Source organism: Cellulomonas fimi (genome assembly GCF_028527925.1).
Classification (GTDB): domain Bacteria; phylum Actinomycetota; class Actinomycetes; order Actinomycetales; family Cellulomonadaceae; genus Cellulomonas; species Cellulomonas fimi_C.
In genome coordinates, this window is record NZ_JAPESW010000055.1 from 1 (window position 1) to 24152 (window position 24152).

Below are 24152 nucleotides of genomic sequence, written 5' to 3' on the forward strand. Positions count from 1 at the left end.
TGCCCGCGGACCTGCTTGCCGTTCTGGCGGGCCCAGTTCACGATCCGGTCGCCGTTGGAGTAGCTGAACTGGCCACGGTTGGGCTCCGTGGCGTCCATCTTCATCTCGTTCTCGGCCGTGATCATGTTGAACTCGCGGTTCGCGATGTTCGTGTAGGTGCCGTCGCTCAGCTTGTTCGCGGCGATGGCGGTGCCGAAGTAGCGATTGGTCTCGGCGGCGGCGGCCTGCAGCGTGCTGCCGGCGGCGGCGGCCGGGACGGCGATCGTCACGGCCAGCGCAGCGGCGGCCAGACAGCCGGCGGCGGCGGCGAGACGGCCTCGCCGGTGCGTCGGGCGTGGGGTCGTCATCGAACCCTCCTTGGTGGTGGTCGTTGGCTCCAGCGGGAGCCGGCACGTCACCTTCGCGGCGCCGAAACTGCCGGTCAACGCGCTTGACCGGTACGGAAAGTTGCGAAAGCCAGAACGAAGCGTTTCAGCACACCTTCGGGTGACTTCACCGGTGTAGACGAGCACCTGAATGCGTCATGAGGCATCCGCGCTATGCGTCGTATGGGATCGATCCCACGCCGCGCGGCCGCAACTATCGGCGCTGGCTTCCCTGGTTTTCGACCCGTCGGCGCGCAACGTGCGGCGCCGTCAGCACCCTCCGCGTCGCCGGCGTCGGGTGACGAGGACCGCGAGAGCGCTCAGCAGGTCAGCGCCGGGCCGGGGTGCTGCCGCGCTCGACGATGCGCATGTCGGCGACGCGCAGGACGGGCTCCGCCGCGGCTGCACCGGGCGCTGCGGTCAGCCGGTCGTGCAGCAGGCCCACCGCGACGTCCGCGATGTCCCGGCGGCCCGGGTCGACCGTCGTCAGCGCGGGCATCGAGTACCGCGCGTCCTCGATGTCGTCGAACCCCACGACCGCCACGTCGCCCGGGATCGACCGGCCCCGCACCTGCAGCGCGTACATCGCCCCGAGCGCCAGGGCGTCGTTGAACGCCACCACCCCGTCGACCTCCACCCCGGAGTCGAGCACCTGCTCCATCGCGCGCGCGCCGTTGCCCCGGTGCCAGCCGTCGTCCGCCCAGCCCAGCAGCCGCGGGTCGACGGGCAGACCCCGCGCCGCGAGCGCCTCGCGGTACCCCGTGAACCGCAGGTTCGACGAGCCCGCCGTCGGCGAGTGCAGCATGCCGATCGCTGCGACCGACCGTCGCCCCGCGTCCAGCAGCAGGTCCGTCGCCGCGCGCGCACCCTCGACGTTCTGCATCGTCACGTGGTCGACCTTCGTCGAGAACATCTGCTCGCCCAGCAGCACGAGCGGGTACCCGAGGTCGTCCAGCAGGTGCGCGTCGGCCTGCTCGAGCGCGGCGGGGCTGAACAGCAGGCCGTCGACGAGCTTCCGGCGCGGCTCGCGCAGCGCGGCGAGCTCGCCCTCGCGCGTGAACCCGGTCGGCTGGATGACCACGTGCAGCCCGCGGCGGCGCGCGGCCTCCAGAATCTCGTCCGCGAGCTCGCCGAAGTACGGCTGACCGAGCTCGGGGACCGCGAGGCCCACGACGCCCGTGCGGCCCGACCGGAAGATCCGGGCCGTCACGTTGATCTCGTACCCGAGCTCGTCGACCGCGGCCATCACGCGCTCACGCGTCGCCTCGCGGATGTACGGGTAGCCGCTCAGCACGTTCGAGACCGTCTTCGCCGAGACGCCGGCGCGGCGCGCGACGTCGGCCATCGTCGCCACACCCCACCCCCTCGCGCCCGGGCCTCACGACCGCGGCCCGGAGAGGTCCGACGGCGCGGGCAGCCGCAATCTACCGGACCCCGCCTCGACGGCCCGGCCGGCCGGACGCGTCCTTACGCCTCGTCCCCCACGTACGCGACCGCGTCGACCATGACGAGGCACGCCGGGTCGAAGAACTCGGTCGTCGCCGTCATGCGCGCCGGCGGCTGGTCGCCGAAGAACTCGCCGAACACGTCCCACGCGCCCCGCATCTCGTCCGTCTGCTCACGCACCCAGAGCGTCACCTGGACGACGTCCTGGAAGCCGGCGCCCGCCGCGGCCAACGTCTCGCCGAGGCTCCGGAGCGTCGCTCTCGTCTGCGCGGCGTACTCCCGACGGTCGAAGCCGCCCGCGTGGTGCGCGAGGAACAGGAAGCCGCCGGCGCGCACGGCGCTCGCGCACGTGGGATCGCCGACGTGCGAGGGGAAGCGTGTGATCACGCGCGCGACCGTACGCCCTGCCACCCACAGCGACGGCGCAGGTCAGGGCTGCGGAACAGCGGAAGTCGGCGAACCCGTGGGGTCCGGCCGTACGAGGCTCGGCAGGGCCAGGTCGCGGCACGACATCGCGCGCGGGTCGCCGCCCGCGAGCGCCGTCACCCGGGCCGCGGCCTCCGCGAGACGCTCCTCCGGAAGCCGCCCCGACGCGACCGCGTCGACCAGGGCGTCGCGCATCCGGACCGCCTGCGCGCCGTCGGTCGCGAGCACCGCGTCGGCCCCCGCCGCGACGGCCATGACCGCCGCCTCGGGGAAGTCCCAGCGCGTGTTCACCGCACCCATCCCGACCGAGTCGGTGATCGCGACCCCGCGGAAGCCCAGGTCGCGCAGCAGCGCGTACGCGCGCGGGCTCAGCGACGCGGGCAGGTCCGGGTCGAGCACGGCGTACTCGAGGTGGTTCATCATCACGACGGGCGCACCCGCGTCGATCGCTCGCTGGAACGGCACCAGGTCCGAAGCCGTGAGGTCGTCGAGCGTCGCCTCGACGAGCGACGACGCCGTGTGCGAGTCGACCGTCGAGCGGCCGTGCCCCGGGAAGTGCTTGACGGTCGGTGTGACGCCGGCGTCGGCCAGGCCCGTCGCGTACGCGAGCCCGTACTCTGCCGCGGTCGTCGGGTCGGCGCTGAACGACCGGTCGCCGATGACGCCGCCCGCCGGGCCGTCGTCGAGGTCGAGGACCGGGGCGAGGTCGACGTCGATCCCCACCTGCGCGAGCACGGTCCCCGTCTCGGCGGCACGCGCCCGCACCTCGGCCTGGGTCTCGCGCGCGGCCATCCTGCGCGGGGACGGACCGGCGCCGACGAGCTCACGCATCAGTGCGACGCGGCCCGACTCCTCGTCGGTCGCGACGACGACCGGCCGGCCCGCCTGCGCGCGCAGCCCCTGCGTCAGCGCGGTCACCTGACGCGTCGAGACGACGTTGCTCTCGGACAGGAAGAACCCGCCGACGCCCAGGCCCGTGACCTCGGTCGCGAGCGGGTCGTCGGGCCGGGTCACGCCCGGGAGGCCCACGACGAGCACGGCGGCGGCCTGCTGCTCGACCGGGGCGGGCGTGCACGTCGGCGTGGGCGTCGGCGAGGGTCGCGCCGCGGTCGGCCGCGGCTCCGCGGCCGCGCGCAGGGTCGCCGGCTCCCCGGCCTCGTCGTCGGTGTCCGCCGCGACCGTGCCCGCGCCGACCGTCAGGAGGGCCGCGACGACGAGCACCGCGCTGCGGGCGCGACCCGGCCAGCGGCCGCGCTGCCCGGCCCGACCGTGCCGTGGCGCGGACCGCCCCGGGGGCGCGGGGACGTCCGACGGCGCTGGCTGACTCACGCGCGGCAGGCTAAGTCGGCGCGACGCGATCGGCACCCGGACGAGCGCCGCGCGTGCGCCGTTCGGGTCGCCCCCCGCTCCTCAGCCGGCGGTCGTGAGGCGCAGGCGATCACCGACGGCACGGGCGACCGGCCACGCCGCACGCGCTGTCGTCCCCGCGACCGTCACCGTCGCCTCCGGCCCCGCTCCCGCGCTCTCCGGGCGGTGCGCCGACCAGAACGAGACGCCCGCGTCCTCCCCCTCCAGCTGCACGACGCCGGGAGCCTCGGGCGGCAGCCACACACCGAGCCCGTAGGCGTACGCGCCGTCGTCCGTCGTCGCGTGCGCCGTGGTCGCCTGCACGACCAGGTCCGGCGGCAGGATCCGGCCGCCCAGCAGCGCGTCCCAGAACCGCTCCATGTCCGCCGCGGTCGTGTACGCGCCGCCGTCGCCGCCCGCGACCACCGGCAGGTGCAGCACGTGCGAGCGCCATGCGTCGCCCACCCGCACGTAGCCGATCGCCGCGTCCGGCGGAAGCTCGTCGGAGCGCAGGAAGTCGGTGCGCGTCATGCCGGCGGGGCGCAGCACGCGCCGGCGGACGAGGTCGTGGAACGGGACGCCCGACGCACGCTGCGCGAGCAACGAGAGCAGCACGAACGCGGCGTTGCGGTACTCGAGCGGGCCGCCCGGGGCGCGCTCGCGGACGACCCGTCCCAGCACCGGCAGGTAGTCCTCGGGCGAGACGAGCGTGTGCACCGGCACGTCGAGCAGGTACGCGTCCTCGTCGGCGTCGTCGTCGATCACGTCCGAGAGGCCCGACGTGTGCGACAGCAGGTGCTCGAGCGTGACGTCGTCGGGGATCGCCGGCAGGTCGTCGCCGAGCAGGTCGCGCGCGGTCGTCGTGAGGCTGAGCGTCCCGTCGGCGACCAGGGCCAGGACCGCGAGCGCCGTGAACCCCTTGCTGCCCGACGCCATCGGCATCCGGTCGTCGGGCGTGAGCGGGCGCCCCCAGCGCCTGTCGACCACGCCCCACACGCGTTCGAGGAGCACCTCGCCGCCGACGCGGACGCGGACGACGCCCGCCGCCTCGCGCGGACCGTCCTGCTCGAGCGCCTCGTCGACCAGCGCGTCGAGCTCCGTCACCGACACCACGTCGCTCATCCCCGGAGCCTACGGACCGAGCCGTCAGCCCGTCCCGCCCACGCGGCGGCTCAGGTCGGCGGCGGCGCGCTGCGCGGCGCGGGCGAGCTGCTCCGCGGCCGAATCGTCGACGTCGGCGCGCGCGAACGTCACCGCGAGCCCCGCGATGGGGTGGCCCGTGTGGTCGTGGACCGCGACGCCGACGGACGCGAAGCCCGTCGTGACGTCACCGTCCTCGGACGCCCACCCGCGCCGGCGGACCTCGACGAGGACGTCGCGGAGCTCGGCCGGGCGGCTGGGTCCGAGGCCCGTCCGGTCGACGAACGCGGCACGGTCGGGGAAGAGCGCGCGCACCTGCGACCGGGGCAGGTCGGCGAGCATGGCGCGGCCGCTCGCGGTGAGGTGCGCGGGGAGCCGGACGCCGACGTCGGTCACGAGCGCGGGCCTGCGGGCGGCGCGTTCCTCGACGACGTAGAGCACCTCGCGCCCGTGCAGGACCGCGAGGTGCGCGCTCTCGCCCACCTGGTCGACGAGCCGCGCGAGCACGGGACGGGCCGCGCGCGCGAGGGGCGCCTGCCGCGAGTAGGCCGAGCCGAGCTCGAACGCGCCGAGGCCGAGGCCGTACCGGCGCTCCTCCGGCAGGTGCGCGACGAACCCGTGCTCGCGGAGCACCGTGAGCAGGTGGTACGTCGTCGACCGGGGCAGGCCGACGGCCTGGGCGAGGGCCGCGGCGGGCATCGGCCCGGTGCGCGACAGGTGCCGCAGGAGGCGCAGCGTCGCATCGGCGGCGGGGACGTCGGAGCTCGGCACGACGGTCCACCTCCGCTCGCACGTCGTCTGGTATCCCAGACGGTATCGCCTGGCACCCCGGCGACCGCGAGCGCCGTGCGGCGGTGTCATGGGCGCATGAGCACGACCGTCGAGCCGTCGCCCGACCCCACGTCGACCATGCCCTCGGGGCAGAGCAGGCGGACGGTCGTCGTCGGGGTCGGGCCGGTGTCCGTCGAGGACGTCGTCGCCGTCGCCCGGGACGGCGCCGGGGTGACGCTGGCCGCGGAGGCGCTCGACGCTGTCGCCGCCGGCCGGGCGGTCATCGACACGCTCGCCGGCGACACCCAGCCGCACTACGGCGTCTCGACCGGCTTCGGCGCGCTCGCGACGCGGCGGATCCCGGCCGACCGGCGTGCCGACCTGCAGCGCAGCCTCGTCCGGTCGCACGCGGCCGGCACCGGGCCGGAGGTCGAGCGCGAGGTCGTCCGTGCGCTGATGCTGCTGCGGCTGTCGACGCTCGCGACCGGTCGGACCGGGGTCCGGCCGTCCACCGCGCAGGCGTACGCGGCGATGCTCGACGCCGGGATCACGCCCGTCGTGCGCGAGTTCGGGTCGCTCGGCTGCTCGGGCGACCTCGCACCGCTCGCGCACTGCGCGCTGGCGCTCATGGGTGAGGGCGACGTCCGGGACGCGTCGGGGGCGCTCGTGCCCGCGGCCGACGCGCTCGCGCACGCGGGCCTGGTGCCCGTCGTCCTCGCCGAGAAGGAGGGCCTCGCGCTCGTCAACGGGACCGACGGGATGCTCGGGCAGCTCGTGCTCGCGCTGCACGACCTCGACCGGCTGCTCGCGACGGCCGACGTCGCCGCCGCGCTGAGCGTCGAGAGCCTGCTCGGCACCGACACCGTCTTCGCCCACGACCTGCAGGCGCTGCGCCCGCACCCCGGCCAGGCCGCGTCGGCGGCTCACCTGCGGGGGCTGCTGCGCGGGTCGGGGATCATGGCCAGCCACCGCGGGCCGGGCTGCACGCGCGTGCAGGACGCGTACTCGCTGCGGTGCGCGCCGCAGGTGCACGGCGCCGCACGGGACACCGTCGCGCACGCCCGCACGGTCGCGGAGCGCGAGCTCGCCGCCGCGGTCGACAACCCCGTCGTCACCGTCGACGGACGCGTCGAGTCGAACGGGAACTTCCACGGGGCGCCGGTCGCGTACGTGCTCGACTTCCTCGCGATCGCCGTCGCCGACGTCGCGAGCATGTCCGAGCGGCGCACCGACCGGTTCCTCGACGTCGCCCGCAACCACGGGCTGCCCGCGTTCCTCGCGCACGACCCGGGCGTCGACTCCGGCCTGATGATCGCGCAGTACACCGCCGCCGGGCTGGTCAGCGAGCTCAAGCGCCTCGCGGTGCCGGCGAGCGTCGACTCGATCCCGTCGTCGGCGATGCAGGAGGACCACGTGTCGATGGGCTGGCACGCGGCGCGCAAGCTGCGGCGGGCCGTCGACGCGCTGGGCCGCGTGCTGGCGATCGAGGTGCTCACCGCGACGCGGGCGCTCGACCTGCGGGCACCGCTCGCACCCGCACCCGCGGCCGGGGCCGTCCGCGACCTGCTGCGGGCATGCGGCGTCGCCGGTCCCGGGCCCGACGCCTACCTCGCGCCCGACCTGGAGACGGTCACCGCCCTCGTCGCGTGCGGCGCCGTCCTGGCCGCCGCCGACGGCACCCCGCTCGCCACGTCCACCGAGGAGGTCCGATGACCGCCGGTCCCCGCCCCGTCCGCGCCCCGCGCGGCACGACGCTCACCGCCCGCTCGTGGCAGACCGAGGCGCCGCTGCGGATGCTCATGAACAACCTCGACCCGGACGTCGCGGAGCGGCCCGACGACCTGGTCGTCTACGGCGGCACCGGCCGCGCGGCCCGCTCGTGGGACGCGTACGACGCGATCGTCCGCACCCTCACGACGCTCGGCGACGACGAGACGCTGCTCGTCCAGTCGGGCAAGCCCGTCGGCGTCCTGACGACGCACGCGTGGGCGCCGCGCGTGCTCATCGCGAACTCGAACCTCGTCGGCGACTGGGCGACGTGGCCGGAGTTCCGCCGGCTCGAGCACCTCGGCCTCACGATGTACGGGCAGATGACGGCCGGGTCGTGGATCTACATCGGGACGCAGGGGATCCTCCAGGGCACGTACGAGACGCTCGCCGCGGTCGCCGCGCAGCGCTTCGGCGGGACGCTCGCCGGGACGCTCACCGTGACGGGCGGGTGCGGCGGGATGGGCGGCGCGCAGCCGCTCGCGGTCACCCTCAACGGCGGCGCGTGCCTCATCGTCGACGTCGACGGGTCCCGCCTGGCGCGGCGGGTGCACGACCTCTACCTCGACCGCGTCGCGGGCTCGCTCGACGAGGCGTTGGCGCTGGTCCTCGCCGCGAAGCGTGACCGGGCGGCGCTGTCGGTCGGCGTCGCCGGGAACTGCGCGGAGGTGCTGCCCGAGCTGCTGCGGCGCGGCGTCGAGGTCGACGTCGTGACCGACCAGACGTCGGCGCACGACCCGCTCGCCTACCTGCCCGTCGGGGTGACGCTCGACGAGTGGGCGGACTACGCCGCTACCAAGCCCGACGAGCTCACCGACCGCGCGCGCGAGTCCATGGCCCGGCACGTCGAGGCGATGGTCGGCTTCCTCGACGCGGGCGCCGAGGTGTTCGACTACGGCAACTCGATCCGCGACGAGGCGCGTCGCGGCGGCTACGACCGCGCGTTCGAGATCCCCGGGTTCGTGCCCGCGTACATCCGGCCGCTGTTCGCCGAGGGCAAGGGGCCGTTCCGCTGGGCGGCGCTGTCCGGCGACCCGCGCGACATCGCGACGACCGACGCGGCCGTGCTCGACCTGTTCCCGGACGACGACCACCTGCACCGCTGGATCCGCGCCGCGCAGGAACGGGTCGCGTTCCAGGGGCTGCCCGCGCGGATCTGCTGGCTCGGGCACGGTGAGCGCGACCGGGCGGGGCTGCGGTTCAACGAGCTCGTCGCGTCGGGCGACGTCGCCGCGCCGGTCGTCATCGGGCGCGACCACCTCGACGCGGGGTCCGTCGCGTCGCCCTACCGGGAGACCGAGGCGATGGCCGACGGGTCCGACGCGATCGCCGACTGGCCGCTGCTCAACGCGCTCGTCGCCGCGTCGTCCGGGGCGACGTGGGTGTCGCTGCACCACGGCGGCGGCGTCGGGATGGGCCGGTCGATCCACGCGGGGCAGGTGTCCGTCGCCGACGGCACCGACCTCGCCGCCCGCAAGCTCGCGCGGGTCCTGTCCAACGACCCGGCGATGGGCGTCATCCGGCACGTCGACGCGGGGTACGCACGCGCCGACGAGGTCGCGGACGCGCACGGCATCCGCGTCCCGATGCGCGAGGGCGACGCGTGAGCGACGTCGGGGCGGCGACCTTCCGGCGGGCGTGGGCGGACCTCGCGCCCGTCGGGCGGGCCGGCGACGGGCGGGGGTACGAGCGCTTCGCCTGGACGCGCGACGACCACACGCTGCGCGAGTGGTTCGCCGGGGAGGCCGCCGCGCGCGGGCTCGACCTCGTCGTCGACCGCGCCGGCAACCAGTGGGCGTGGTGGGGCGACCCCGACGCGACACCCGGCGTCGTCACCGGAAGCCACCTCGACTCCGTGCCCGGCGGTGGCGCGTTCGACGGGCCGCTCGGCGTCGTCAGCGCGTTCGCGGCGCTCGACGTCCTGCGGGCGCGCGGCGTGCAGCCGTCCCGGCCGCTCGGCGTCGCGTGCTTCGTCGACGAGGAGGGCGCGCGGTTCGGCGTCGCGTGCGCGGGGTCGCGCCTGATCTCCGGCGTCCTCGACGCGGACCGTGCCCGCGGGCTGCGGGACGCCGACGGCACGACGATGGCCGACGCCCTGCGCGCGGCCGGGCGGGACCCGTCGACGCTCGGGCGGGACCCGGACACGCTCGCGCGCGTCGGCGCGTTCGTCGAGCTGCACGTCGAGCAGGGCCGCGGGCTCGTCCACGCCGGTGCGCCCGTCGGCGTCGGCCGGATGATCTGGCCGCACGGGCGGTGGCGGGTCGAGCTGCGCGGCGAGGCGAACCATGCCGGTACCACGCCGCTCGCCGACCGTCGGGACCCGATGCTCGACCTCGCGGCGTTCGTCCACCACGTGCGGGCGGCGGCCGTCGAGGCGGGCGCGCTCGCGACCGTCGGCAAGGTGCGGGTCGAGCCGAACGGCGTGAACGCGATCCCGTCGCAGGTCACGGCGTGGCTCGACGTGCGCGCCGAGGACGAGGCGCGCGTCCGCGCCGTGCTGGCCGCGCTCGCAGGCTGGGGGCCGAGCGAGGAGTCGTGGACGCCCGTGACGTGGTTCGACGCGGACCTGGCCGACGAGGTCGCGACGCTGCTGGGCGAGACCCGCGTCGGGGCGTCCGGCTCGGTCCCAGGGGGCCGGTCCGACGCGCGCGTGCCGCTGCTCGGGACGGGCGCGGGTCACGACGCGGGAATCCTCGCGGCGGCGGGCGTGCCGACCGCCATGCTGTTCGTCCGCAACCCGACGGGCGTCTCGCACGCCCCGGCCGAGGACGCCGACGAGTCGGACTGCCTCGCGGGTGTCGACGCGCTCGCCACCACGCTCGAGCACCTGCTCATGCGGGACCGCGCGTGACCGCGTCGCCGTCGTCGTTCTGGGCCGCGCGGGCGTGGCTGCCCGACGGCCTCGCGCGCGACGTCCGGCTCACGACGCGGTCCGGCCGGATCGCCGCCGTCGACGTCGGCGTCCCGGTGGCACCCGACGACCACCGCCTCCCCGGCGTCGTCCTTCCCGGCTTCGCGAACGCGCACTCGCACGCGTTCCACCGGGCGTTGCGTGGCCGGACGCACGCCGACGGCGGCACGTTCTGGACGTGGCGCGCGCGCATGTACGCGCTGGCCGCCACGCTCACCCCCGACACGTACCTCGACCTCGCACGCGCCACCTACGCCGAGATGGTGCTCGCGGGCGTCACCGCGGTCGGCGAGTTCCACTACCTGCACCACGCGCCGGGCGGCACGCCGTACGACGACCCGAACGTCATGGCGGAGGCGCTGCGCACCGCGGCCCGCGACGCCGGCCTGCGGGTCACGCTGCTCGACACCGCCTACCTCACGGGCGGGTTCGGCCGCCCGCTCGACGGCCCGCAGCGGCGGTTCGGCGACGCCGACGCCGACACGTGGGCGTCCCGGGTCGACGCACTGCGCCCCGACGCGACGCTGACCGTCGGCACCGCCGTCCACTCGGTCCGCGCGGTCCCCCGCGACGCGATCGCCGCCGTCGCCGCGCACGCGCGCACGACCGGCCGACCGCTCCACGTCCACCTGTCCGAGCAGCGCGCGGAGAACGACGACTGCCTCGCCGCGTACGGCACCACGCCGGCGCGGACGCTCGCCGACGCCGGTGCGCTCGGCCCGTCGACGACCGTCGTGCACGCGGTCCACGTCTCCCCCGTAGACGTCGAGCTCCTCGGCGCGGCAGCCGTCGGCGCGTGCCTGTGCCCGTCGACCGAGCGCGACCTCGGTGACGGCCTGGCCCCCGGCGCGGCGCTCCGTGCCGCCGGGGGCCGCCTGTCCGTCGGCTCCGACCAGCACGTCCGCACCGACCTGCTCGCCGAGGCGCGGGACGTCGAGCTGCACGAGCGCGTCGCTCGCGAGTCGCGCGGCGTGCTCGACCCGTCGACGCTCGTCGACCTGCTCACGTCCGGCGGCCACACCGCGCTCGGCGACCCCACGGGCGGCCGCCTCGCCGTCGGTGCACCCGCGGACCTCGTCGCCGTCCGCACCGACACGCCCCGCACGGCCGGCGCCGACCCGGCGCAGCTCGTGCTCGTCGCCGGGAGCGCCGACGTCGACACCGTGGTCGTGGGCGGCACCGTCCGCGTCGAGGGTGGGCGGCACGCCCTCGGCGACGTCGGCGCGCTGCTCGCACGGGCGGTCGCCGCAGCCTGGCGCGACGCGGAGGGCGCCCGATGACGTCCCACCTCGTCACCGGCGTCGCGGAGCTCGTCACCCACGACGAGCGGTTCAGCGGCCCGCTGGGCGTGCTGCCCGACGCGGCGCTCGTCGTCGACGACGGCCGCGTCGCCTGGGTCGGCCCGGCGTCGTCAGCACCCGACGCGGATCGCCGCACCGACGTCGACGGCCGGGCCGTGCTCCCCGGCTTCGTCGACTCCCACACGCACCTCGTCTTCGCCGGGGACCGCGCCGACGAGTTCGCGCACCGCATGGCCGGCGCGCGCTACACCGGCGGCGGGATCGCCCGCACCGTCGCCGCGACGCGTGCCGCCACCGACGACGAGCTCCGCACCCGCCTCGCCGCGCTCGTCGCCGAGGCACGCGCGCAGGGCACCACGACGCTCGAGGTCAAGAGCGGGTACGGCCTCGACGTCGCGCACGAGGAGCGCCTGCTCCGCCTCGCGCGCGAGGTCACGACCGAGACGACCTTCCTCGGCGCGCACGTCGTGCCGCCCGGCGTCGACCGGGGCGAGTACCTCGCGCTCGTCACGGGCCCGATGCTCGCCGCGTGCGCGCCGCACGCCCGCTGGGCCGACGTCTTCTGCGAGCCCGGCACGCCGCTCGCGTTCGACCGCGACGAGGCGCACGCCGTCCTCACCGCGGCGGCGAGCGCCGGTCTCGGCCTGCGCGTGCACGGCAACCAGCTGCGCCCCGGACCGGGTGCCCGTCTGGCGGTCGAGGTCGGCGCCGCGAGCGTCGACCACGCCACGCACCTCGACGACGCCGACGTCACTGCGCTGGCCGACGCCGCCCGGCACGGCGGGCCCGTCGTCACGCTGCTGCCGGGCGTCGAGCTGTCGACCCGCTCGCCGTACCCGGACGCGCGCCGCCTGCTCGACGCGGGCGTCGAGGTCGCGCTCGCCACCGACTGCAACCCCGGCACGTGCTTCTCGACGTCGATGCCCCTCATGGTCGCGCTCGGCGTCGCACACCTGCGCATGACCGTCGAGCAGGCGGTCCGGGCCGCGACGCTCGGGGGTGCCCGCGCGCTGCGCCGCGACGACGTCGGCCACCTGCGGGTCGGTGCGCGCGCCGACCTGTGCGTGCTCGACGCGCCGTCGGTCGCGCACCTCGCCTACCGGCCCGGGGTGCCGCTCGCCCGCACGCTCACGCTCGACTGACGGAACCGTTGTCGGGATCCTGCACCGACCCGGCCACGGCGGGGCGACCGCGTGGCTGTTCGCGCCGGTCAGTACCAGCCGTGCGACTCCGAGTGCGCCCACGCCCCGCACGGCGAGCCGTAGCGGCCGTGGATGTAGGACACGCCCCACCGGACCTGCGTCATCGGGTTGGTCTGCCAGTCCGCGCCCGCGGACGCCATCTTGGTCCCCGGGAGCGCCTGCGGGATGCCGTAGGCCCCCGACGACCGGTTCTTCGCGGTCGGGTTCCAGCCGGACTCGCGCTGCCAGAGCGCCTCGAGGCAACCGAACTGGTCGGCGCCCACGAGCGACGCCGCGTACTGCTTGACCTCGCCCACGGGCGTGCGCGACGGGAGCACCTGCGCCGACCCGGCCGAGCCCCGTCGAGCCGCCTTGTCGCGCGCCGCCTTCGCGACGGCCGCCTCGTGCTCCGCCTGCGCGGCCGCGGCGGCGGCTGCCTCCGCGGCGAGCCGCTCGGCCTCGGCCTTCTCGGCGGCGATGCGGTCGACCTCCGCGCGGATCGCCGGTGCGAGCCACGACGCCTCGGCGTCGGGAGCGGTCCACGACGCGTCGGCGGGCGCGGTCACGGCGCCCGCGACGGGCGAGAGCCGCGCGGCGGACAGGACGTCGTGCGGCTCGGCGCCCGCGGCCGGCCCGCGCGAGCTCGCGCTCGCGCTCGTGAGGACCGCGACCGTCACGATGCCCACGCTCAGGAGCGGCGCGACGGCGCGCGACCGGCACCACGCGGGCAGGCGGCGCGGCGCGGGCTCGGCACGGTGGCGGTGCCGCTTCGGTGACGCGGTCATGACGGGCGGGCTCCTCACGTCGGGCAGCGGGTGCCCGGTCCGTGGTCGTCGGACGCACTGACCAGATCGGCAGGTCTCGCGCCGGACATGAGTGCCCGCTGTGAGGTTCACGCGACCCCGGCGCCCCGTGACCCCGGGGGCCGCGTGCTCGCGTAGCCGCGTCAGGGGACGTTCGCCCCGCCGTTGACGTTGATGACCTCGCCCACGACGAAGCTCGACTCCGGCGACGCCAGGAACACGTACGCGGGCGCCTGCTCGACGGGCTGGCTCGTGCGGCCCAGCCACGACGACTCGCCGAAGCCGTCCAGCTTCTCGGCCGGCTGCCCGTCGCTGACCTGGAGCGGCGTCCACACGGGCCCGGGCGCGACGGCGTTGACGCGGATGCCGCGCGGCGCCAGGTCGGCCGCGAGCGCCTTGGTGAAGCCGATGATCGCGAACTTCGTCGACGCGTAGTTGATGATCATCGGCGACGGGTTGTAGCCCTGCACCGACGTGCTGTTGATGATCGTCGCGCCCGGCGGCAGGTGGGGCAGCGCGTCGCGCGTGATCCAGAACATCGCGTAGAGGTTGGTCTGGATCGTGCGGTCGAGGTCGGCCTCGTCGAGCTCGTCGAACGACGGGTGGTAGACCTGGTGGGCCGCGTTGTTCACGAGGATGTCGAGCCCGCCGAGCCCGGCCACCGCGTCGGCGACCATCGTGCGGCAGAACTCACGGTCGCGGATGTCGCCCGGCAGCAGCACGCACGTCCGACCCTCGGCGCGCACGACCTGGGCGATCGCCTCGGCGTCGACCTGCTCCTCCGGGAGGTAGCTCAGCGCGACGTCGGCACCCTCGCGCGCGAACGCGATCGCGACGGCCGCGCCGATGCCCGAGTCGCCGCCGGTGATGAGCGCCTTGCGCCCGGGCAGGCGGCCCGTCCCGCGGTAGGTCGTCTCGCCGTGGTCGGCCTTCGGGTCGAGCTCCGCGTCGAGGCCGGGGAGCGGCTGCCACGACGCGTGCGGCTTGATGTGCGCGTGACGCTCGACGGGGTTGTCGAACGTGAGCTGGTCGGACGACATCGTCTTCTCCTTCACGGGTGCGGGACCCCGGCGGCGGGGGCGGCGGTGGTCCTGGCGTTCGACCCTAACGGCTTCGACATCGTTATCGGACCGGGCCGTCCGGCCGCGGCTCGCGCCCGCGGCACCCCCGTCGTGCGACCGCACCCGACCGGACCTACCGTGGCCGGGCGGCGCACGCGCGACGCTTCCCACGACGGAGGAGCACGGCATGACGCACGACGACGACACCGCCCGGGTCGACGACGACATCGCCAAGGTCACGGAGCTCATCCGCGACTCCAAGGTCTCGATGCTCACGACGGTCTCGGCGGACGGCCGCCTGGTGAGCCGCCCGATGGGCATCCAGGAGGCCGAGTTCAGCGGCGACCTGTGGTTCTTCGCCGACGCGGACAGCCACAAGGTCGACGAGATCGCGCACGGCAGCCCGGTGAACGCCGCGTTCGTCGGCGGTACGTCGTGGGTCTCGGTGTCCGGGACCGCGGAGGTGGTCCGCGACGTCGCGAAGGCCCGCGAGCTGTGGAACCCCGTCGCCGAGGCATGGTTCCCCGACGGTCCCGAGACACCCGGGCTCGTGCTGCTGGTCGTGCACGGCGAGACGGCCGAGTACTGGGACGCGCCCGGCAACAAGCTGACGACCGCCCTCAGCCTCGTGAAGTCGAAGCTCACCGGCGAGCGCTACGACGGCGGCGAGAACGAGACCGTCCACCTCTGAGAGAGGCTCAGCGGGCCTCGCCCGCCAGCGCGGCGACGGTCTCCGCCAGGACCTCGTGGAACGTGGGGAACGTCTTCTTCACGCAGGCCGGGTCGTCGAGCGTGATCCCGGGCGTCCGCAGGCCGGTGATGCTGAAGGCCATCGCGATGCGGTGGTCGCGGAACGTCTCGACCTGACCCGCCGTCGGCGTCCCCGGGTGGACCCGGATCCAGTCGGGGCCGGTCTCCACCTCGATCCCGAGACGCGCGAGGTTCTGCGCGCACGCCTCGAGCCGGTCGCACTCCTTCACGCGCGTGTTCGCCACGTCGACGATGGTCGTCGGGCCGTCCGCGAACGGCGCGATCGCCGCGAGCGTGGGCATCGTGTCGGAGATGTCGCGCATGGTGACGGTCACGCCGCGCAGGTGGCCGCCCACGACGGTCGTCGACGACGCGGTCTGGCGCACCTCGGCACCCATCTGCTCGAGCACCCGGACGAAGCCCAGGTCCCCCTGCAGCGCGCCCGACCCCAGCCCGGGGACGGTCACGGTGCGGCCCAGCACCGCCGCGGCCGCGAAGAAGTAGCTCGCCGAGGACGCGTCCGGCTCCACCGCGTACGTGTGCGCGCGGTACGTCGCCGGCGGGACCGTGTACGTCGCGCCGTCGACGGCGACGTCGACCCCGAACGCCCGCATCATCGCGAGCGTGATCCCCACGTAGGGGACCGACACGAGGTCCTCGACCTCGATCGTCAGGCCGTCGCGGAACAGCGGCGCGACGAGCAGCAGCGCGGTGAGGAACTGCGACGACGTACCGGCGTCCAGCCGGATCCGGCCGCCGTCGACCCCGTCCGCCACGACGTCGAACGGGTGGTGGTCCGGCTCCCCGCGGAAGATCAGACCGACCCCGAGCGAACGCAGCGCGTGCGTCAGCGGCGCCATCGGCCGGCGTCGCATCTGGTCCGACGCGTCGAACGCGAACGTGCCGTGCCCCGTCGCCGCGAGCGCCGGCAGGAACCGCGCGGTCGTCGCACCGTCACGGCAGAACACCTCGGCGGTCGGCACGGCGGGACCCGCGGGCCGCCCGTCGACCGTCCACTCGCGCCCCGCGTCGGCGACCGTGTAGCCCAGCGCACGCAGGCCGAGGACGAACGCCTCGGTGTCGTCGGACCGCAACGGGTCGACGAGCGTGGTGCGACCGTCCGCCGCCGCGGCGAGCAGGAGCGCGCGCGCGGTCACGGACTTCGAACCGGGGACGGTGACGACGGCCATGGGCCGCGACTGTAGCCACCGCGCCCCGGCGTCCTCGGGGATGTCCGACCGGCGGCGTACGTTCGGCGTCATGGTCGACATCGAGTTCGAGGACCGGCGGGGCAGCCGGTTCCAGCACCAGGACCTGCGGGGCGCGCAGTTCGTCCGCGACCGCATGGGCGGCGCCGAGTTCCGCGACGTCGGTCTCCAGGGCGTCCGCATGCGCGGCGTCGAGCTGACGGACGCCGAGATCGACGGGGACATCGACGGCCTGACGATCTGGGGCGTCGAAGTCGCGCCCCTCCTCCTCGCCGAGCTCGACCGCCGGCACCCGGAACGCTCGGCGCTCCACGCCCGCACGCCCGACGAGCTCCGCGCCGGATACGAGGCGCTCGTCGCCATGTGGGACACGACGATCGCCCGCGCCCGCACGCTGCCGCCCGGCACCGTCGACGTGTCGGTCGACGGCGAGTGGTCCTTGACCGAGACGGTCCGGCACCTCGTGCTCGCGACCGACGCGTGGCTCAACCTCGCGATCCTGCGCCGCGAGCAGCCGTTCCACCCGCTCGGCCTGCTGTTCTGGCAGGCGCAGGGGCTCGAGGACCGGTACGGCCTGGTCGCGCTCGGCACGCCCGTGACCCTCGACGAGGCGGTCGCCGCGCGAGCCGACCGCGTCGCGCAGGTCCGCGCCTACCTCGCCGGCCTCACGCAGGACGAGCTCGACCGGGACGCCGGCCACGACCCGTGGGGCGACGGCGGCGCCGACGAGCCCACCGTCACCGTGCGGCAGTGCCTCGGCGTGATCTTCGAGGAGGAGTGGCAGCACCACCGGTACGCCACCCGCGACCTCGCGACGATCGCCACCCGCGACTGACGGGCCCGACCCCCGCGGACGCCCCGGCCGACGTGCCGGGGTGCCGCGGTCGTCGACCGGGACCGGTCGCGGACCGGCTCAGGCCGCGCTGCGGCGCCGTGCCGCGACGACCAGCCCCGCGCCGACCAGCACCATGGCCACCGCGGCGAGCGCGCCCGTCGCCGTCTGCGCGGACGGACCCGTCACGGCCAGCACGCGCGTGGGCGCGGCGGCGGCCGGGCGCGGGGCGGCGGCGGCGGGCTGTGCGGCCGGTGCCACCGGTGCGGCGGGGACCACGGGCGCGGCGGGCACCGGCGCGGCTGCGGCGGCGTCGGCGGCGCGCGCCACGAACTGGCCGACGAGCAGGAACTCGCGCAGCTCCGCCGGCGTGCCGGCGAGCGCTGCCTGCGCCGCCGCGTCGAGCGCCGGGCCGCTGTTGTTCACGCCGCCCGTCAGCATCGTCGACGCCATCAGACGGTCGTCGGCGTACTGCGCGAGCGGCAGGCCGTTCGTGAGGAAGTCGGACAGGTCCTGCCGGTCGCTGCTGGCCAGCGCCGCCTGCGCACCGGCCCTGACGGCCGGACCCGTCGCCGCATCGAGCACGCGCGCGACGCGCAGCCGCTCGTCGGCGAACCACGGGTCGAGGTAGCCGCCGTCGACGTAGGCCCGCAGCTCCACGATCGTCCCGGCGAGCGCCTCGGTGGCGGACTGACGGGTCGCCGGACCGTCCGTCACCGACGCCAGGACTTCGGCCCACGCGCGGTAGTCGTCGTCGGTCGTCCCGTGGAACCCGGCGGCGACGAACGCCCGCACGTCGACGACCGCGTCGGCGGCCGACGCCGGCGCCGCAGCACCGAAACCCGTCACGGTCAGCACCACGGCCACTGCGAGCCAGCGCACGATCTTGCGCACCAGGGAACACTCCTCGTCTCAGGTCCACCACGTCCGCGGAGCCGCACGTCCCGCCCCCGCACCCGCGAGACCCTACCGTCCCTGTGACTCCCGTCAGGCCGGTTTCGACAGCGCATCGCCCGACGCGCGGGCCCACGTCGCGCCACAGGTTGCGACGGCCATCCTCGGACGTGAGGCCGTCGTCCCGGGCCTACAGGAGCGCGCGAAGGTGCGCAGCCTCGGTGGCGTCAACGACCTGCTGCACCGGGAGCGGCTCGCTCAGCCCAGCGGTCGACACCACCATCACCGAGGTGAAGCGGCCGCCGCTGCAGATCTGGCCGTTGACTGCTGGCCGGTGTCGGCACTGGAGCACCCGGCTACAGCAGCAACGACACGACGGCGGGGAGGGCTCGCACGCCCGCATGATGGCACGGGTGCACCGCTGTCGGCGGGCGATCGGCGCTCGCGGTGCGGGCGACCGCGTGCACGACGAGCCCGCCGAGCAGGACGGGGTGCCGGTCGGGCCGGTCGACGAGTGCCGGTCTCGACAGCGCATCGCCCGACGCGCGGGAGCCCGTCCGGTCAGACCGTGGCGAGCAGCACCCCGACGCCGACGAACAGCCCGCCGAACACCCGGTTGATGACGCGCCGCCCGTCCTCGCGCGCGACGACCCGCGCCAGCCCGCGCGCCGCCGGCGCGAAGACGCACCACATGACCAGCACGTCCACCACGACGACGGTCGCGACCAGCACGCCGTACTGCGGCACGAGCGGCCGGTCGGGGCGCACGAACTGCGGGACGAACGCGAGGAAGAAGACGATCGCCTTCGGATTGGTGAGGTTCACGAGCAGCCCGCGGCGGAACATCGGCCACACGCCCTCGACGACGCGCTCGGCCGTCGCGCTGTCCGGGCCGGGCCGCGCCCGGAGCTGCCGGACGCCGAGGTACACGAGGTACGCGGCACCGACGTACCGGATGATCTCGAACGCCGTGTGCGAGCGGCTGACCAGTGCACCGACACCCGCCGCGACGATCGCGACGTGCAGCACCAGGGCGGCCTGCTGGCCGAGGATCCCCCAGATCGAGCGCGCCCAGCCCGAGCCCAGCGAGTTCGCCATCGTGTTGATCGCACCGGCACCGGGCGTGAGCGAGATGACGAGGCACGCGCCGACGAGCGCGAACCACAGCGACAGGTTCATGACGCGAGCACCCGGACGACCACCCGCAGATCATCTCCTGCCACCGGACGCGGCCGGGCACGCACGCTGCGGATGTCCGCCCCGCGCCACGACGTGCGCGACGCGGGCAGCACGAGAAGGGCCGGGTGCAGGGAACCCGGCCCCTCTCGCGTGCGGGAGACCGCTAGGAGGTGCAGGCCTGGCCGTTGAGCCGGAACTGCAGCGGCGCCTGGGCGTCACCGGTACCGCTCACCACCACGGTCGCCTTCTTGCCGGGCGCCAGGACCGCCGCCCGCCCTCGCGGTGCCGTCACCGTGACGGCGCTGCCCCGCTGCACGAACGTGCCGCCCGTGACCGCCTTCACCCGCTGGTCGCCCTCGAACTCCCAGGACAGCTGCCAGGGGTTGAGTCGCTGGGTCCCACGGTTCTCGACCGTGAGCGCAGCGACGAAGCCGCGGTGCTTCGGACCGCCGACCGCGGTGCCGTGGACCTTGACGTGGCAGGTGAGCGGCTGCAGCTCGGGGACGGCGAGGGAGATGAGCTCGCGCGCCTGCTGCGTGAACCACTGACCGGCGGCCGGGTCCGCCATGCCGCGCGCCGGGTCGAGCGGGCCGGGCGTGCCGCGGAAGCACTGGCCGTCGGACTCGCCGGGCACCTTGATCCACAGGTAGGCGTCGACCAGCGGGTGGCCGGTCTCGGTCGTCGGGCGGACGCCCAGGCCGCGGTCGGGCGGGTTGCACCAGTCCTCGTGCGCCGGGTAGACGTCCGGCGGGTACTGCCACGGGCCCAGCGCGTTGCGGCTCGTGTCGATCACGAAGGTCGTGGTCGGTTCGACGTCACCGAGGATCGACGCGTAGCGCGACTCGATCCCCGCGGTGTTCAGCGCCGGGTCGGTCGCGGTCGACGACCAGCGGCCGTACTGCGACATCGCGACGCCCTGCCAGTCGTTGGCCGGCCCGCCGTTCCACCACTGGTTGCCGCAGCTGGCGTAGTCGCCGACGACGACCTCGGTGGCGTAGGCGATGCACGACGAGACCCACGTCCCGTAGGCCGTGCCGTTCTCGGTGAACTGGTAGTTCGACGCGTTGAGGAAGAACCCGGTGGCCCGCTGCACGCCCGCCTTGACGAGGCGGTCGCTGATCTCGCCGACGGTCAACCAGGCCGAGGACGTGCCGTCGAGGTAGACCTTGACGTCCGGCAGCGCCGCGAGGGCGTCGACGGCGTGGTTGAGCTGCTCGTAGCGGTTCGCCGCGGCGGTCGCGGGGTCGGCCTCGGCCGGCTGGCACCAGTCGGTCGTGCCGTCGAGGCTCGTGTAGTGAGGGATGATCCCGAGGCCGTCGGGCTCGAGGATCACGGTCGCGGACCGGTCGCCGATGCCGGCGGCGAAGCCGTCGATCCACGCGTTGTACGCGGCCGTGTCGGCGGCGCCGCCCGACGAGTACTGCGCGCAGTCCCGGAACGGGAGGTTGTACGCCGCGAGCACCGGCTCCTGGTGGGCCGCCGCGGCCGCGGTGACCAGACGGTCGACCTCGGCCTCGACCTCCTGCGGCGTCCCGCCGGTGAACCAGTCCGCCGACGGGACGCTGCCGAGCAGCTGCGCGTCCGCGCGCGCCTGCCCGGTGAGCTTCTGCGCGGCTTCCAGGGTCGTGCTGTGCGGGTTCGTGTAGAACTCCGAGCCCGTCGCGGGGGCAGGCGTCGCCGTCGTGGTGGGCGCAGGCGCGGCGCCCGTGGGCGCCGGGCGGGCGGGCCCGGCTGCGTGGGCGGGCGCGAGCGTCGTCAGCGTGACCGCGAGCGTCGCGGTCGCTGTCAGGGCGGTGCGCCACATCGGGGCGCGGGTGCGAGGCATAGCTCTCCTCAGTCGTCGTCGACCGTGCTGGTGGAACCCTGAGTGGGACCGCTTCCACAAATTTCCAGTCATTGTTCCCATCGCGGGAGGAAACGTCAACGGCGGCCGACCCGGCCCCGGGCCCGCACCCGTCCTGCGGAGGCGGCCGGCTGGACGCGGACCGTCCGGGACGGGGAACCACGCCGGTAGGGTTCGTCGCATGGCAGACCCGACCGCGCCCCATGCCGGGAACGGTCAGGGCGAGGGGTCGCGTCGGGCCGACGCGGTGCGGACGCGCAAGATCCCCACCCTCGACGAGGTCGCCCTCCGGGCCGGGGTCTCGCGATCGGTCGCGTCGCGGGCGATGAACAACACCCGCAACGTGAGCGCGGTGAAGCGCGAGGCGGTCGCGCGTGCGGCCAGCGAGCTCGGCTACGTCCCCAACCCGACGGCCCGCGCCCTGGCGACGAGGACCGTCGGGTCGGTGGTGCTCGCGGTCTCCGACGACGACCCGACGCTGTTCGGGGACCCGTTCTTCTCGCAGGTGCTCGTCGGTGTGGCGGCAGCCCTGGAGAGATCCGAGCTCGACCTCACCCTCATGCTCACGTCCTCGTCCCGGGGGCGAGCGCGGCTCGAGCGGCTGCTGCGGTCGCGCCAGTCCGACGGGGTGATGCTCATGGGCCTGCGGCGGGACGACCCGCTGGGCCGGGTCGCGGCCGCGACCGACCTGCCGGTGGTGCTCGGGGGCCGTCCGCTCGACGCGGACGCCCGGTGGTACGTCGACGTCGACAACCGCGGGGGCGGGCGCCTCGCCGCCGAGCACCTGCTGAGGTCGGGACGCCGGCGCGTCGCCACCATCGCCGGGCCCATGGACCTGCACGCGTCGGTCGCCCGCCAGCAGGGTTTCGCCGACGTCATGGCGGCGGAGCGGCTGCCCACGGACTGGGTCGAGCACGCCGACTTCACCTACGAGGGCGGCGCGGAGGCGATGACGCGGCTCCTGGCTGCACACCCGGACGTCGACGGCGTGTTCGCCGCGTCGGACAACATGGCGTCGGGGGCGCTGCGTGCGCTCAAGGACGCGGGCCGACGGGTGCCGGAGGACGTCGCGGTGGTCGGCTTCGACGACCTGGAGATCGCCCGGCACACCGATCCGGCGCTCACGACCGTCAGCCAGCCGATCCGCGGGCTCGGCCAGGAGATGGCCACCATGCTGGTCCGTCTGATCGACGGCGACTCGCCGACCCCGATCCTCCTGCCCACGCACCTCGTCGTCCGCGGCTCGGCGCCCGGCGCGACCTGATCGTCACGCCGGGCGCCTCGAGCACATCGGTGCTGGTCAGTACCGGGTGTACTTGACCCAGTCGTACGTCGCCTGGCGCTGCCCGTTGTAGGAGAAGGGCCCGAGCCAGCTGTCGACCCCGGTGCCCGGCCACAGGTTCATCATGATGCGACCCGGGTGGGTGGGGAGCTTCCCGCGCGAACCGTTCTCCTGGTGGACGAGGCGGCCGTCGACGAACCAGTTGATGGTGCCCCCGTTCCACCACTCGAACGCGTAGGTGTGATAGCCGGCGGCGGCGTCGAAGCCGAGGTTGATGAGCTTCTCGTGCCCGCCCACACCGTTCGTGTAGTAGTTGGTCTGCATCTGCCAGGTGTTCTTGCCGAGGATCTCGATGTCGATCTCGTCCCACGGCTGGCCGTCGCTCGGACCGGTGTAGGTGAAGAACGAGGTGACGGTCCCCGAGCCGCCCCTCGCGGCCTTCATGCGGACCTCGTAGCGCCCGTACGAGTACAGGTCGTTCGTGCGGTACTCGCCGGAGGCGTACGGCTTGCCGGAGCAGCCGCTCGGGCAGCCGTAGTTGTCGAGGTTGATCCCCATGACCCCGCCGCTGTGCCAGACGTGGTCCGCGCGCCAGCCGCTGTTGAACATCCCGCCGTTGCTGTAGCCGTTGGCCTTGTGCCACCGGGAGGTGGCGAACCCGTCGAGGTTGTCGACGAAGCTGCCGCCGATCGCGGCCTGTGCGGGCGTCGCGAGCGCCGGGGCGGCCACGAGGGCCACCAGGAACGCCGTGACCATGAGCCGTCGGCGCAGCGCGGGACGGTGAGGATGCGTCGTCGTTGATCGCATGTGTACCTCCATCGGTACTCGTGGTTCGTGCCGTCCCGGCGTCAGCCCGGGCTCGGTCGCTCAGCGGTGCAGGCGGAGGTCCGCGGCGCGTCGGTGCGCAGCGGCCGGCCTGAGCAAACTGGAAATCAGTGGAACCGGTTCCAGTCGCTCATGCTGGCCGCCCCGGAGAGCCGCGTCAAGGTGCCGTCGGGGTGACAGCGCGGGCCGCCCGTGTCGCTGAGGAGTGGATGTTCCTGGGTGTGGGGGCCTGCACGCCGGGGATGGGAGGCGGGCACGGGCCGCCTGTCGTCCTGGATCTGATCGATTACGCCCCAAAACGATTCGCCCCTGGTTGGCCCACGCTCCGTGGTGCGAATGTGACCGCTCACATCGTCAGTCGCCAGGCGTCCTCGCCGGGCGACCGCGGCCTCGTGGACAGACGGCGTCGTCCGTCCACCAGCTCAGCGTCGACAGCCCACCGGCCGGTCCCGTGGGTGCTCCGAGAGAGGTGTTCCATGACGACCACACCACGACGAGGGCGGCGCGCAGTCGTCGCCGCGTCCTTGACACTGGCGGTGGCCGCCGCGGGCCTCGCCGCGGCCATGCCCGCCCAGGCGGCGGCGAGCACGCTCGCTGCGGCGGCGCAGCAGAGCGGGCGGTACTTCGGGACCGCGATCGCGGCGGGCCGTCTGAACGACAGCACGTATCAGACGATCGCGAACCGTGAGTTCGACATGATCACGGCCGAGAACGAGATGAAGATGGACGCCACGGAGCCCAACCGTGGCCAGTTCAACTACTCCAACGGCGACCGGATCGTGAACTGGGCCCGCCAGAACGGCAAGCAGGTCCGCGGGCA

The 24152-nt window shown here is 74.9% G+C and carries 22 protein-coding genes; 9 read left to right on the top strand and 13 right to left on the bottom strand.

Translation table 11 applies throughout. The features are described from left to right. From OMK64_RS17565 to OMK64_RS17590, 6 genes are all read right to left on the bottom strand, one after another. A partial coding sequence (locus tag OMK64_RS17565) for an endo-1,4-beta-xylanase (protein ID WP_272729653.1) occupies positions 1–347 on the bottom strand: 347 nt, incomplete at its 3' end. A gap of 346 nt (positions 348–693) precedes the next feature. Next, positions 694–1710 (bottom strand): LacI family DNA-binding transcriptional regulator, encoded by a 1017-nt coding sequence (locus tag OMK64_RS17570; RefSeq protein WP_272729654.1) that lies wholly within the window; start codon positions 1708–1710, stop codon positions 694–696. A gap of 122 nt (positions 1711–1832) precedes the next feature. Next, positions 1833–2198, bottom strand: a complete 366-nt coding sequence (locus tag OMK64_RS17575) for a RidA family protein (RefSeq protein WP_272729655.1) — start codon at positions 2196–2198, stop codon at positions 1833–1835. A gap of 42 nt (positions 2199–2240) precedes the next feature. Next, positions 2241–3566: a glycoside hydrolase family 3 N-terminal domain-containing protein gene (locus OMK64_RS17580; RefSeq protein WP_272729656.1), complete on the bottom strand. Its 1326-nt coding sequence runs from the start codon at positions 3564–3566 to the stop codon at positions 2241–2243. Positions 3567–3647: 81 nt separating this feature from the next. Further along, positions 3648–4706: a serine hydrolase domain-containing protein gene (locus OMK64_RS17585; protein WP_272729657.1), complete on the bottom strand. Its 1059-nt coding sequence runs from the start codon at positions 4704–4706 to the stop codon at positions 3648–3650. Between the two features lie 24 nt (positions 4707–4730). After that, entirely contained in the window at positions 4731–5495 is a 765-nt protein-coding gene (locus tag OMK64_RS17590) for an IclR family transcriptional regulator (RefSeq protein WP_272729658.1), read from the bottom strand. Positions 5496–5633: 138 nt separating this feature from the next. Between OMK64_RS17590 and hutH the strand changes: the two genes are divergently transcribed. Genes hutH through hutI form a run of 5 tightly spaced genes read left to right on the top strand, consistent with a single transcriptional unit; the run spans position 5634 to position 12616 of the window. Next, positions 5634–7208 carry a histidine ammonia-lyase gene (gene hutH / locus OMK64_RS17595; RefSeq protein ID WP_272729674.1) on the top strand — a complete coding sequence of 525 codons (1575 nt, stop codon included), beginning with the start codon at positions 5634–5636 and terminating at the stop codon, positions 7206–7208. Continuing rightward, positions 7205–8869: a urocanate hydratase gene (hutU, locus tag OMK64_RS17600; protein ID WP_272729659.1), complete on the top strand. Its 1665-nt coding sequence runs from the start codon at positions 7205–7207 to the stop codon at positions 8867–8869. Before hutH ends, hutU begins: the two co-directional genes overlap by 4 nt. Then, positions 8866–10113: an allantoate amidohydrolase gene (locus OMK64_RS17605; protein ID WP_272729660.1), complete on the top strand. Its 1248-nt coding sequence runs from the start codon at positions 8866–8868 to the stop codon at positions 10111–10113. The genes hutU and OMK64_RS17605 overlap by 4 nt, the downstream gene beginning before the upstream one ends. Further along, on the top strand, positions 10110–11453 hold the full coding sequence (locus OMK64_RS17610) for a formimidoylglutamate deiminase (protein WP_272729661.1): 1344 nt from the start codon (positions 10110–10112) through the stop codon (positions 11451–11453). The genes OMK64_RS17605 and OMK64_RS17610 overlap by 4 nt, the downstream gene beginning before the upstream one ends. After that, entirely contained in the window at positions 11450–12616 is a 1167-nt protein-coding gene (hutI, locus tag OMK64_RS17615) for an imidazolonepropionase (protein WP_272729662.1), read from the top strand. The genes OMK64_RS17610 and hutI overlap by 4 nt, the downstream gene beginning before the upstream one ends. A 68-nt stretch (positions 12617–12684) precedes the next feature. Here the strand turns inward: hutI and OMK64_RS17620 are convergent, their stop codons facing one another. Together OMK64_RS17620 and OMK64_RS17625 are read right to left on the bottom strand one after the other, a co-directional pair. Further along, positions 12685–13440, bottom strand: coding sequence for an aggregation-promoting factor C-terminal-like domain-containing protein (locus OMK64_RS17620; protein WP_272729663.1), 756 nt, complete (start codon positions 13438–13440; stop codon positions 12685–12687). Positions 13441–13601: 161 nt separating this feature from the next. Further along, entirely contained in the window at positions 13602–14498 is an 897-nt protein-coding gene (locus tag OMK64_RS17625; protein WP_272729664.1) for an SDR family oxidoreductase, read from the bottom strand. 208 nt (positions 14499–14706) lie between these two features. On the opposite strand from OMK64_RS17625, the gene OMK64_RS17630 reads away from it, so the two are divergent. After that, complete coding sequence (locus OMK64_RS17630; RefSeq protein WP_272729665.1) at positions 14707–15210, top strand: pyridoxamine 5'-phosphate oxidase family protein; 504 nt, start codon at positions 14707–14709, stop codon at positions 15208–15210. Between the two features lie 7 nt (positions 15211–15217). Here OMK64_RS17630 and aroA read toward each other — a convergent pair whose 3' ends face one another. Then, complete coding sequence (gene aroA / locus OMK64_RS17635; RefSeq protein WP_272729666.1) at positions 15218–16459, bottom strand: 3-phosphoshikimate 1-carboxyvinyltransferase; 1242 nt, start codon at positions 16457–16459, stop codon at positions 15218–15220. A gap of 70 nt (positions 16460–16529) precedes the next feature. Here aroA and OMK64_RS17640 point away from each other — a divergent pair, with 70 nt between their 5' ends. Next, positions 16530–17312, top strand: coding sequence for a DinB family protein (locus OMK64_RS17640; RefSeq protein ID WP_272729667.1), 783 nt, complete (start codon positions 16530–16532; stop codon positions 17310–17312). A 78-nt stretch (positions 17313–17390) separates the two neighbouring features. On the opposite strand, the gene OMK64_RS20950 is transcribed toward OMK64_RS17640, so the two are convergent. From OMK64_RS20950 to OMK64_RS17655, 3 genes are all read right to left on the bottom strand, one after another. Further along, complete coding sequence (locus OMK64_RS20950; protein ID WP_272729668.1) at positions 17391–18203, bottom strand: ALF repeat-containing protein; 813 nt, start codon at positions 18201–18203, stop codon at positions 17391–17393. 561 nt (positions 18204–18764) lie between these two features. Further along, positions 18765–19382, bottom strand: a complete 618-nt coding sequence (locus OMK64_RS17650; protein ID WP_272729669.1) for a LysE family transporter — start codon at positions 19380–19382, stop codon at positions 18765–18767. Between the two features lie 163 nt (positions 19383–19545). Then, positions 19546–21207, bottom strand: a complete 1662-nt coding sequence (locus OMK64_RS17655) for a glycoside hydrolase family 6 protein (protein ID WP_272729670.1) — start codon at positions 21205–21207, stop codon at positions 19546–19548. Between the two features lie 199 nt (positions 21208–21406). Between OMK64_RS17655 and OMK64_RS17660 the strand changes: the two genes are divergently transcribed. Then, the gene (locus OMK64_RS17660) at positions 21407–22489 is read left to right on the top strand and encodes a LacI family DNA-binding transcriptional regulator (RefSeq protein WP_272729671.1); all 1083 of its coding nucleotides are present in this window, start codon (positions 21407–21409) and stop codon (positions 22487–22489) included. A 36-nt stretch (positions 22490–22525) separates the two neighbouring features. On the opposite strand, the gene bglS is transcribed toward OMK64_RS17660, so the two are convergent. Beyond that, positions 22526–23314: a beta-glucanase gene (bglS, locus tag OMK64_RS17665; protein WP_272729672.1), complete on the bottom strand. Its 789-nt coding sequence runs from the start codon at positions 23312–23314 to the stop codon at positions 22526–22528. Between the two features lie 494 nt (positions 23315–23808). On the opposite strand from bglS, the gene OMK64_RS17670 reads away from it, so the two are divergent. Then, the coding region (locus OMK64_RS17670; protein ID WP_272729673.1) for an endo-1,4-beta-xylanase at positions 23809–24152 on the top strand (344 nt) is incomplete at its 3' end.